At 72.6% G+C, this 11,373-nt stretch carries 8 protein-coding genes; all 8 read right to left on the bottom strand.

All coding sequences use genetic code 11. The features are described 5' to 3' along the window. Nucleotides 1-1,485, bottom strand: a 1,485-nt coding sequence (locus ACWDNY_RS05670) for a S28 family serine protease (RefSeq protein ID WP_451644416.1), incomplete at its 3' end; no start/stop codon positions are given. A 124-nt stretch (nucleotides 1,486-1,609) separates the two neighbouring features. Then, entirely contained in the window at nucleotides 1,610-1,999 is a 390-nt protein-coding gene (locus ACWDNY_RS05665; protein ID WP_451644430.1) for a hypothetical protein, read from the bottom strand. An 81-nt stretch (nucleotides 2,000-2,080) separates the two neighbouring features. Next, nucleotides 2,081-5,854: an ABC transporter ATP-binding protein gene (locus tag ACWDNY_RS05660; RefSeq protein WP_451644415.1), complete on the bottom strand. Its 3,774-nt coding sequence runs from the start codon at nucleotides 5,852-5,854 to the stop codon at nucleotides 2,081-2,083. Nucleotides 5,855-5,953: 99 nt separating this feature from the next. Beyond that, nucleotides 5,954-6,991: an esterase-like activity of phytase family protein gene (locus tag ACWDNY_RS05655; protein ID WP_451644414.1), complete on the bottom strand. Its 1,038-nt coding sequence runs from the start codon at nucleotides 6,989-6,991 to the stop codon at nucleotides 5,954-5,956. A 53-nt stretch (nucleotides 6,992-7,044) separates the two neighbouring features. Beyond that, complete coding sequence (locus ACWDNY_RS05650) at nucleotides 7,045-7,968, bottom strand: serine hydrolase (protein ID WP_451644413.1); 924 nt, start codon at nucleotides 7,966-7,968, stop codon at nucleotides 7,045-7,047. 298 nt (nucleotides 7,969-8,266) lie between these two features. Beyond that, the gene (locus tag ACWDNY_RS05645; protein WP_451644429.1) at nucleotides 8,267-8,560 is read right to left on the bottom strand and encodes an AAA family ATPase; all 294 of its coding nucleotides are present in this window, start codon (nucleotides 8,558-8,560) and stop codon (nucleotides 8,267-8,269) included. Nucleotides 8,561-8,682: 122 nt separating this feature from the next. Continuing rightward, nucleotides 8,683-10,374 carry a thiamine pyrophosphate-binding protein gene (locus ACWDNY_RS05640; RefSeq protein ID WP_451644412.1) on the bottom strand — a complete coding sequence of 564 codons (1,692 nt, stop codon included), beginning with the start codon at nucleotides 10,372-10,374 and terminating at the stop codon, nucleotides 8,683-8,685. Nucleotides 10,375-10,400: 26 nt separating this feature from the next. Beyond that, complete coding sequence (speB, locus tag ACWDNY_RS05635) at nucleotides 10,401-11,372, bottom strand: agmatinase (protein WP_451644411.1); 972 nt, start codon at nucleotides 11,370-11,372, stop codon at nucleotides 10,401-10,403. Between the last annotated feature and the right edge of the window lies 1 nt (nucleotide 11,373).

Here is an 11,373-nt window from a genome sequence, read left to right as displayed (position 1 = left end):
TGACGCCAGGTTGCTGAACGAGCTGTCCGCGGTGCTCAGCAAGCGGAGCAGTCGCTCGGTCGCGGCCTCGTAGTTCGTGCGAGCCCCACCGGTGGCCAGCGGCCTGGCCGCCGCCGGGTCGGCCTGCACGGCCGCCGGGGCGACGCCCGCCCACTGCAGGATCCGCGCCGTGGCGAGCTCCTTCTCCCGCGGCACGAGGCCCGCGACGTTGGCGCCGTGGTTCATGCCGGGGGCGGTGAGGACGTACGCGTCACGCGCCCCGTGCCCGAGCCGGAACCGCTCGGAGCCCCAGGGGTCGTTCTGGCCGTAGACGAAGAGCATGTGGTGGGCGTTGTGGCGCACCCAGGTGTCCACGTCGCGCATCGCGGCCGGCTGGAAGCGCATCGGGATCGAGCGCGGCACGAAGTTCCGCGGCGGCTGGTAGCCGTAGCGGATCAGCCTCTTCTCGATGTACGGGAAGTGGATCGTCGGCGCGCCCAGCTGGGTGCCGGCCTGGTAGTAGTAGGGCGTGTAGGTCTCCAGGCCCTGGTCGGTGTAGGCGGAGAAGCCGGAGATGGAGTCGACGGAGTCCCAGATCTCCTGGTCGGTCGCCTTCCCGGCGTCCGCGGGGATCGTCTCGCAGTCGGCCAGCAGGCTGTACTGCCAGAAGCCCCACACGTAGTCCAGGACGACGGCCTCGTAGGCCCGGTCGAGACCGCCGATGGTGGTGAAGGTGTAGCCGTTGCCGGCGGCGTAGGCCGCGTACTTCGCCTCCAGCGGCTCGCGGCGCACCAGCGCCTCCCGCTGGACCGCGTTCAGCCGGTCACGGCACTCCTTGGTGCCGACGGTGGCGAAGAAGCGGTCGTAGGCGGAGTCCTCCGCGTTGACGACGTCGTTGGGGGCGACGTACGCGACGACACCGTCCATGTCGCGCGGGTAGAAGCGCTCGTAGTAGGTCGCCGTCATGCCGCCCTTGGAGCCGCCGGTGGCGAGCCACTTCTTGCCGTAGACCGCCTTCAGGGCCGTGAAGATGCGGTGCTGGTCGCTGGCCGCCTGCCAGATGTCGAGCTTGGACCAGTCGGCCGGGGCGGGGCGGGACGGGGTGAAGAAGCGGTACTCCATGGAGACCTGGTTGCCGTCCACGATCTGGGTCGGCTCGCGGCGGCTCGGGTTCGTGGAGACGTTGTAGCCGCCGGTGTAGAAGACCGTCGGGCGGTCGGTTCCCTTGTGCAGCACGGTGATCCGCTGCTGGAACGTCCCCTTGGACGGGTGCCGGTGGTCCACCGGCTGGGTGTAGTTGAGGACGAAGAAGCGGTAGCCGGGGTACGGCTTCTCCTCGACGAGGCTCATGCCGTCGATGGCCAGGAGCCGGTCCCTGATGTCGGTTTCGCCACCGCTCGCGGTGCCGTTCGTGGCCTCCGGTGTGGCGGCGGTGGCCGCACCCGCCGTGCTCAGTGTGCCTATGAGCACGGTGAGCGCGAGCAGCCATCTGAGCGCCTTGCGCATGCACACTCCCCTGTGAGACAGATGTGCGCCGGAAGCTATCGGAGCAAGTCGTCCGCACACCAGGGGAGTTCGGGAAAACCCTCGGTCGCTGGAATGATTCGGGCCCGGCGGCCGGGCGGGGAACTCAGCAGAGGATCCAGCCGGAGCTCAGCGAACCGGCCCCCACCGATCCGCCGATCCGCACGCACCGGTGCCCGGCGTGCACGGTCACCGGGCCCGCATGCCGGACGTACGTCCCCCGGTCGGTCACCGGGCGGTTGCCGCGGGCCTGCACGGTCACGGACATCGGCCGCGCGGTACCGGGCCATCTGGGGACGGTGATCGCACAGACGTAGCCGTCGCGCTTGTAGACGCGGACGGAACCGGTGCCGAACGACAGCGTCCGGACCTTGCGGCCGGAGCAGGAGGAGGCGGCCGCCTGCGCGGTCCCGGGCGCGGCGACCGCGAGCAGTCCGGAGGCGGTCAGCACGGCCACGCCGAGCGCCAGCCGCCGCCGTATCGCACCAGTGTCCACCATCGTCCCTCCCGTAACAGGCGTACCCGAGCGTACGGATGTACGGACGCAGGACGTGTGTGCGGTGGTTGCCCGTCCGGGTCAGCGGGAGGCGCTGACCGGTTCCTCCGGCTCCGGCGCGCCGACGAAGGTCCGCCACAGCGCGGCATAGCGTCCCCCGCGCGCCAGCAGCTCGTCGTGCGTGCCGTCCTCGGCGACCCGGCCGTGGTCCATGACCACCACCCGGTCCGCCCGGGCGGCCGTGGTCAGGCGGTGGGCGACGACCAGCGTGGTGCGCGCCCCGGGGCTCGGCGAGGGGCGCGGGCCGGGCGACGGGTCCGGGGCGGCGCGGCGGCCCGTGAGGCGGTCGGTGGCCTGGTTGACCTGTGCCTCGGTGGCCAGGTCCAGGGCGGCCGTGGCCTCGTCGAGCAGCAGGATGTCGGGGTCGACGAGTTCGGCGCGGGCCAGCGCGATCAGCTGGCGCTGGCCGGCCGACAGGTTGCGGCCGCGCTCGGCGACCTCGTGCAGGTAGCCGCCCCCCAGCGTGGCGATCATGTCGTGCGCGCCGACCGCCCGAGCCGCCGCCTCCACCTCGGCGTCGGTGGCGTCGGGCCGGCCGTAGGCGATGGCGTCGCGGACGGTGCCCGGGAACAGGTACGCCTCCTGCGGCACGACGCCGAGACGGTGCCGGTAGGCGGTGAGGTCCAGGTCGCGCAGGTCGGTGCCGTCGGCCGTGACCCGCCCGGAGGTGGGGTCGTAGAACCGCGCCACCAGCTTGACCAGCGTCGACTTGCCGGCGCCCGTCTCGCCGACGAAGGCGACCGTCTGCCCGGCCGGAATGCGCAGGTCGACGCCGGACAGGGCCTCCTCGTCGTCGCCGTACGCGAAGTGCACGTTCTCGAAGGCGATCTCGCCGCGGAGGGAGGGCACGGCGAGCGGCTGGCCGGCGGGCCGGGTGGACGTCGGTTCGCGCAGCAGCTCCTGGATGCGGCCCAGCGAGACGGTGGCCTGCTGGTAGCCGTCGAAGACCTGCGAGAGCTGCTGCACCGGCGCGAAGAACAGGTCGATGTAGAGCAGGTACGCCACGAGCGCGCCGGTGGTCAGCGTGGCCGCCTCCACCCGGCCGGCGCCCGCGATCAGCACGGCGGCCGCGGCGACCGAGGACAGCAGCTGGACGAAGGGGAAGTAGACGGAGATCAGCCACTGGCCGCGGATGCGGGCGCTGCGGTAGCTGTCGCTCCGCTCGGCGAACCGCCGGCCGCCGTCCCGCTCGCGCCGGAAGGCCTGCACGATCCTGAGCCCGGCGACCGACTCCTGCAGGTCGGCGTTGACCACCGACACGCGTTCGCGGGCGAGTTCGTACGCCTTCACGCTCGCCCGGCGGAAGAAGAACGTGGCGACGACCAGCGGGGGCAGGGTGGCGAAGACGACGAGGGCGAGCTGGAGGTCGATCACCAGCAGTGCGACCATGATGCCGAAGAAGGTGACGACCGAGACGAACGCCGTGACCAGGCCGGTCTGCAGGAAGGTGGACAGGGCGTCGACGTCGGTGGTCATGCGGGTCATGATCCGGCCGGTCAGCTCGCGCTCGTAGTAGTCCAGGCCGAGCCGCTGGAGCTGCGCGAAGATCTTCAGCCGCAGCGCGTACAGCACCCGCTCGCCGGTGCGACCGGTCATCCGGGTCTCGCCGGTCTGCGCGGCCCACTGCACCAGCACGGTGACGAGCCCCAGCAGCGAGGCCGCCCACACGGCGCCCAGGGCGGTCCTGCTGACGCCCTGGTCGATGCCGTGCCGGATCAGCACCGGCAGCAGCAGCCCGGCGCCCGCGTCGACCGCGACCAGCAGCAGGCTGACGAGCAGGGGCGCCCCGAAACCGCGCAGCAGGCGCCTGAGGCCGTACGACTCCTCGGGGCGGACCGCCCGGTCCTCGTCGATGTCGGGGGTGTCGGTGGCCGGGGGCAGCGCCTCGACCTGGGCCAGCAGCTCGGGCGTGGCCGGGGTGCCCGCCATGGCCGCGTCCCTCGGCCGGCGCTCGCCCGTCCACAGCCGGGGCGTGATGCCGGCCTCGGCGTCGAACTCGGCGTCCAGCTCGTCGCGCAGGCTGGTGTCCTCCTGCGGGGCGGCGGGGCCGGAGTGGCCCGGGGAGACGCCGCCCAGTTCGTCGGGGTCGGTGAGCAGCCGGCGGTAGAGCGCGCACCGCTGCTGGAGCTCGTCGTGGGTGCCGAGGTCGGCGAGCCGTCCGCCGTCCAGGACGGCGATGCGGTCGGCGAGATTGAGGGTGGAGCGGCGGTGGGCGATCAGGAGGGTGGTGCGGCCCTCCATGACGTGCTGGAGCGCCTCGTGGATCTCGTGCTCGACGCGGGCGTCCACGGCCGAGGTGGCGTCGTCCAGGACGAGCAGGCGCGGGTCGGTGAGCAGGGCGCGGGCGAGCGCGACGCGCTGACGCTGGCCGCCGGAGAGCGTCAGGCCGTGCTCGCCGACCTTGGTGTCGTACCCGGCGGGCAGGTCGGTGATGAAACGGTCCGCCTGGGCGGCGCGAGCGGCGGCCTCGACCTCCTCCTGGGTGGCGTCGGGGCGGCCGTAGGCGATGTTGTTGCGGACGGTGTCGGAGAACAGGAACGAGTCCTCCGGGACCAGGCCGATCGCCGCCCGGAGCGAGTCCGGGGTCAGCTCGCGCACGTCGTGGCCGCCGATGAGGACGGCGCCCCGGGTGACGTCGTAGAAGCGCGGCAGGAGCAGGGAGAGCGTCGACTTGCCGGAGCCGGAGGAGCCGACGACGGCCAGGGTCTCCCCAGGGCGGATCTCGAAGCTGAGCCCTTCGAGGACGGGGCGGTCGTCGTCGTAGCCGAAGGAGACGTCGTCGAACTCGACGGTGGCGGGGGCGTCCGCCGGGAGGGTCCGGGTGCCGTCCTTCATGGTCGGCTCGGTGTCGATCAGCTCCAGGACGCGCTCGGTGCCGGCGCGGGCCTGCTGGCCGACGGTGAGGACGACCGCGAGCATGCGGACCGGGCCGACCAGCTGGGCGAGGTAGGTGGAGAAAGCGACGAAGGTGCCGAGGGTGATGTGGCCGCGCACGGCCAGCCAGCCGCCCAGGGCCAGCATGGCGACCTGGCCGAGGGCCGGGACGGCCTGGAGGGCGGGGGTGAACCGGCTGTTCAGACGGATGGTGCGCAGCCGTCCCGCGAAGAGCCGGCGGCCGACCTCCCGCAGCTTGCCGGTCTCCTGGTCCTCCTGCCCGAAGCCCTTGACCACGCGGACGCCGCTCACCGCGCCGTCGACCACGCCCGCGACGGCGGCGGCCTGGGCCTGGGCGTACCAGGTGGCGGGGTGCAGCCTGGTGCGGCTGCGCTTGGCGATGAGGTACAGGGCCGGGGCGACGGCGAGGGCGACCAGGGTCAGCGGCAGCGACAGCCAGGCCATGATCCCCAGGGAGATCACGAAGAGCAGGACGTTCCCGATGGTCATCGGGAGCATGAAGAGCAGACCCTGGATCAGCTGCAGGTCGCTGGTGGCCCGGCCGACCACCTGCCCCGTGGACAGCTCGTCCTGGCGGCGGCCGTCGAGGCGGGTGATCGTGCCGTACATCTCGGTCCGCAGGTCGTGCTGGACGTCGAGGGCGAGCCGGCCGCCGTAGTAGCGGCGGACGTAGGTGGAGGCGTAGACGAGCAGGGCCGCACCGATCAGGGCGCCCGCCCACGGGGCCATGGAGCGGGTGTGGGCGCCGATGACGTCATCGATGATCACCTTGGTGACCAGCGGGACGACGGCCATCACCGCCATGCCGGCGAGGGAGGAGCCGAGGGCCAGGACGACGTCCTTCGGATACCGCCAGGCGTATCCCGCCAGCCGTCGTGCCCATCCCCGTTGCGTGCCCACGCCGGTGCCTTCCTGTCGACCAGTCCACCTGCTCTACCGGAAGGCGCCAACGCCGGCGGCCGCGGATTTCATCCCCGTGCAACAAACCGGGAGCAGGCGTCAGACGCGTACCCGCAGGAAGTAGAAGCGTGTGGTCTGGGCCGGGTTCGCGTTGTCGTCGCTGACCAGGACGACCTCAAGCCGGCCGGTGCGGTCGCGCCCCGTGATCGTCATGCCCTCGACGTTGTCGAGCAGCGGGTTCGGCTGGGGCTGCTTGGCGGTCGCGCCGAGGCTCGGACAGGTGACGAGGTCGGCCGGCAGCGTCTTGGTCATCGGGCGGACACCCGGCTGCCCGGTCAGGTACGCGATGCCGCTGGTGTCCGTGGCGTGACGCGGGTCGGCGAGGTAGAGGCGGACGGTGTTGCCGACGCCCGGGGTGAAGCCGCGCTCCAGGACCAGCAGCCGGCCGTCGGGGAGCGTCTGGGCCTCGGGCACGCCGAGGCCGGGGTCGGTGCGGTAGCCGTACTGGGCGGCGAGCCGGAAGCGGTCGTGGTGGCGCTGCCAGGTCTGGAAGCGGACGATGCCGGGCGAGTCCCCCGCGATCGCGCCCTCCATGGCGGCCAGCAGGGCGCGCCCGCCGGGCAGCAGGGTGAGGCCCTCGAAGGTCTGGTTCGAGGTGGCGCGCCCGGCCGGGGCGACCAGCAGGGCGGGCGGGACGGGGAGGCGGTCGAGGATCCTGCCGTCGCGGGAGTAGCGGCGGACGGACGGCTCGGCCTCGGAGGAGACCAGCCGGGTGCCGTCCTTGTCGATGGCGAGGCCCTCGGAGTCGAGTTCGGCGCCGTTCTCGTCGGCGAGGCGGACGGCCGCCTTGGGCCGCAGCGTCACCGGGTTCAGGTCGAACGGGACGGAGCGGTCCTCGATCGCGGCGAGGGAGCCGTCGGTGTCGACGGCGAGGGCGGAGAAGTTGCCGACGAAGATGCCGTGGAACGTCGTCTTGTCGAGGGCGTCGGAGAAGCGCTGGATGGAGACGCGGGGCGAGCAGGGGTGGTCGTGGTCGGGTTCGGGGCCCGCGAGGGGGTGGGCGGGCCCGGCGGCGGTCAGGCAGGTGGCCGCCGCCAGGCCGGCGGCGAGGGCGGCCAGTACGGATCGCAAGCGCATGCCGGTCACCGTAGGGCGCCGCGGTGACCGGCGGGAGACCCGTCCGTGAAGGCTCAGCCTTGCGGCGGCACCGCGACGAACGCCTCGCGGGGCTCGCTGGTCGGGGTGTAGCGCACGACGCCGGAGGTCGTCGGCACCAGGTCCTTGTGGATGGCCTTGGCGACGTTCTGGATGGTGGTGACGCCGTAGCTCATGGTGCTGTTGTCCTGCGTCAGCACGGACATCATGTAGTCGTGGCCGCCGCCGTCGAAGGTGCCGAGGCTGTGCACGCGCCAGCCGTGCGTGGCGCGCTCCAGCCAGCCGTTCTTGACGTGCACGGTGACCGTGGACGGCGCCCCGGCGGGCGTGCCCCAGCGCTGCGAGGAGACGACCTGGCTCATCAGCTTGAGGATGTAGGCGCGGGAGCTGTCGCTCAGCACGGTGTTCTTGGCGGTGACGAGCTGGAGCAGCTTCTGCTCGTCGGTGACGTTCTCCTGGGTCAGGCCCCAGTAGCCGTTCGCGCCGGGCACGGTCTTCGTCATCCCGGCGGCGGCGAGGAAGCCCTTGATCTTCGTCAGGCCGAGCTGCTTCCAGAGGGTGCTGGTCGCGCTGTTGTCCGACTTGGTGATCATGGCCTTGGCGAGCGAGACCTCACGGTCCGTCAGGTACCGGTTGTGCTTCTTCGCGTCCCACAGCAGCGTGGCGAGGACGGTGACCTTGACGGTGCTGGCCGAGTCGTAGGCGCTGGTGGCGCGCAGCGTGCAGGTGGTCTTGGTGACGCGGTCGTACAGACCGATCGCGACCGTGCCCCGGCGGTTCGCGAGCGCGGCGGTGATGTCCTTCTCCAGCTTGTCGGCCAGCCCCGCCTTGCCGGACGTGCAGCTGACGGTGGGGGTGGCAGCGGCGGCCGGGGCGGCGGCGACCGCGGTGGGTATGAGCACGGCGGCACCGAGGGCGGCGGCGAGCGCGCCGGTGCGGCCGTATGTCCGGTGAGTCATGAAGAGTTCCCTCGAACGTCGTACGGGCGTCCCCCTGAACGCCTTGAGCGCACCCGTGCGCTGCCAGGTGGGACTCACGGGGTCGGCGGGAGGTTGTACGAGCGTTGCGGGGCGCGGAGTTCGAAGGGTCCGGCGTGTGGCAATGCTTCACCCATGCCGGAGCGGGCGGGCTAGGACACCCAACTGGCCGCCCTCAGGGAGGACTCCCCCGAACTGATCCGCTGAGCCGGTGCCCGGCCTCTCACCGATGTGGGCAGGGACGGCCGTTCGTTCTTGATGCGTGAAGGTCAGCCAGGACCTACCGGACATCGCCACATCCAGAAGTTGCGGCGGAACCAGTGGCGCTCTGCAGCCATTCGGACTCGACGCGGGTGGCGCCGAGCCCTGAGCCGTACGTCCAGCGGACCGCGTCGATGACGGCGCCGACTTCGAAGAAGGAGGGTTCGCTCCCGCTCTCGGGGGCCAGGGAGAAGGCCTGACGCGGGATGCCGTCGTAAGGGGCCCAGCGCGCAGAGGAGTTGAGGACCGCGTTGCGCATGTCCGTCATCGCGGTCAGCACGTTCGACTTGCCGGAGGCGTCGGCCCCGAAAATGCCGACGCCGGCCTCCTCTGCGGGCTCAGGTCAATGGCCGCATCCGACATCGTCCTGGCCGGGACGCCCGCGACCTCACGGAACATGTCCCGTGAGGTCACCGCGAACAGTCGATCGGAGGGTCAGTCCGAGTCCAGGTGCGTCGGCGCGAACATCCGCAGCACCGCCGGGAGCACGACCACCGACGGGCCGGGGTCGGCGAGCGCCTTCGCCAGGTCCACCTCCAGGGTCTCGGGGGTGGTGCGGACGCCCGGAACGCCGAAGGACTCCGCGAGGGCCACGTAGTCGGGGCGGGTCAGTTCCGTGGCCGTGGCCCGGCCGAAGGCGTCCGTCATGTACTCGCGCAGGATGCCGTAGCCGCCGTCGTCGACGATCAGCCAGGTGACGTTCAGCCCGTACTGACGGGCCGTCGCCAGCTCGGCGATCGAGTACAGGGCGCCGCCGTCGCCGGACACCGCGAGCACCGGGCGGGTGGGGTCCGCCGCCGCCCCGCCGAGGGCCGCGGGGAAGGCGTAGCCGAGGCCGCCGGCGCCCTGGGCGGAGTGCATCCGGTTGGGGCCCTGGGCGTCGAAGGCCGACCAGGCCCAGTACGCCAGGATCGTCATGTCCCAGAAGGACGGGGAACCGGCGGGCAGTGCCCGGCGGACCGAGGCCAGGACGTCCTGCTCCAGGGTGAGGTCCTGGGCGGCGATGCGCTCCCGGACCCGTCCCAGCAGCGTCCGCACACGCTCCGGCGCGGTGCGGTCCTGCCGGGGCTCCACGGTCTCCAGCAGGGCCTGCAGGGCGAGCCGCGCGTCGGCGTGGATGCCGAGCGCCGGGTGGTTCGACTCCAGCTTGCCGAGGTCGGCCTCGATCTGGATCACGCGGCCGCGCGGCGCGAACGTGTGGTAGTTGGAGGACAGCTCGCCGAGACCCGAGCCGACGACCAGCAGGACGTCGGCGTCCTCCAGGAAGTCCGTCGTGTGCCGGTCCTCCAGCCAGGACTGGAGGGACAGCGGGTGCTCCCAGGGGAAGGCGCCCTTGCCGCCGAAGGTGGTGACCACGGGGGCGTTCAGCCGCTCGGCCAGGGCGAGCAGCTTGCCGGAGGCGTCCGCACGGACCACTCCCCCGCCCGCGACGATCACCGGGCGCTCCGCCGTGGAGAGCAGGTCGGCCGCCACCGCGGTCAGCTCCGGACGCGGGACCAGTTCCTCGGGGCTCGCGTCCATCGCCGTCACCACCGGCAGCCGCGCCGGCGCCAGCAGCACGTCCTGCGGGATCTCCACCCAGACCGGCCCGTGCGGGGCGGTGAGCGCCGACTTCCAGGCCGCCGCGATCGCGGACGGGATCTGGGACTGGGTGCGGACGGTGTGGACCGACTTCACCACGCCCCGGAAGGAGGCCGCCTGGTCCGGCAGTTCGTGCAGGTAGCCGTGGCGCCCGCCGCCGAGGCCCGCCGTCGGGACCTGGCTGCTGATGGCCAGGACGGGCGCGGAGGCCGCGGCCGCCTCCTGCAGCGCGGCCAGCGACGTCAGCGCGCCCGGGCCGGTGGACAGCAGCAGCGGAGCCGCCTCGCCGGTGATCCGGCCGTAGGCGTCCGCCGCGAAGCCCGCGTTGTTCTCCACCCGCAGCCCGACGTACCCGAGGTCCGAGCGGCTCAGCGCGTCGAACATGCCGAGGGCGTGCTGGCCGGGCAGGCCGAAGACGGTCGTCGCGCCGAGCCCGGCCAGGGTCTCCACGACCAGGTCTCCGCCGATGCGGCCGGGGGGAACGTTCAGGGCCGCCTCCACCTGCGCGGGCGTCGGGCGGAGCACCGGGTCGTGGTCGTGGGTCACGGGGAGTCGCTCTTCTCGGGAGGTGGTTACGCGGCGCCGCGGGCGGCGGCGATCTGGCGGGTCATGATCGTGGTGAGCTCGTACGCGGTGTGCGACGCCGCCACCGAGGTGATCTCGGCGTGGTCGTACGCCGGGGCGACCTCGACGAGGTCCGCGGACACCAGGTTGCAGGACGCCAGGCCGCGCAGGATCTCCAGCAGCTCGCGGGAGGTCATGCCGCCCGCCTCCGGGGTGCCGGTGCCGGGCGCGTGGGCGGGGTCGAGGCAGTCGATGTCGACGGAGATGTACAGCGGCCGGTCGCCGATGCGCTGCCGCAGCTGGTCGGCCACCTCGTCGGCGCCCCGGCGGTAGACGTCCGCCGAGGTGACGATGCCGAAGCCCAGCTTCTCGTCGTCGGTGAGGTCCTGCTTGCCGTACAGCGGGCCGCGGGTGCCGACGTGGGAGAGCGCCTCGGTGTCGAGGATGCCCTCCTCCACCGCGCGGCGGAACGGGGTGCCGTGGGTGTACTCGGCGCCGAAGTAGGTGTCCCAGGTGTCGAGGTGGGCGTCGAAGTGGAGCAGGGCGACCGGGCCGTGCTTCTTCGCCACCGCGCGCAGCAGCGGGAGCGCGATGGTGTGGTCGCCGCCGAGGGTCATCAGGCGGGCGCCGGTGCCGAGCAGGTCGCCGGCGGCGGCCTCGATGGTCTCCACGGCCTCGTTGATGTGGAACGGGTTCACGGCGATGTCGCCGCCGTCCGCGACCTGTGCCAGGGCGAAGGGCGAGGCGTCCTGCGCCGGGTTGTAGGGGCGCAGCAGCCGGGACGCCTCGCGGATCGCGTTGCCGCCGAAGCGGGCGCCCGGCCGGTACGAGACGCCGGAGTCGAACGGCACGCCCACCACGGCGACGTCGGCCGTGCCGACCTCGTCGAGGCGGGGCAGCCGGGCGAAGGTCGCGGGGCCTGCGTACCGCGGGACCCGGGAGGAGTCGACGGGGCCGCGGGGCGTCTCGTTGCTGCTCATG

It is taken from the genome of Streptomyces sp. NPDC003697 (assembly GCF_053587115.1).
This window is presented reverse-complemented; position numbering and strand designations above follow the sequence as displayed.

Bases quoted from the DNA above. Each gene is read 5' to 3' on its own strand.
- ACWDNY_RS05655 (WP_451644414.1), bottom strand. From the start codon at position 6,991: ATGCGCTTGCGATCCGTACTGGCCGCCCTCGCCGCCGGCCTGGCGGCG.
- ACWDNY_RS05650 (WP_451644413.1), bottom strand. From the start codon at position 7,968: ATGACTCACCGGACATACGGCCGCACCGGCGCGCTCGCCGCCGCCCTC.
- speB (WP_451644411.1), bottom strand. From the start codon at position 11,372: ATGAGCAGCAACGAGACGCCCCGCGGCCCCGTCGACTCCTCCCGGGTC.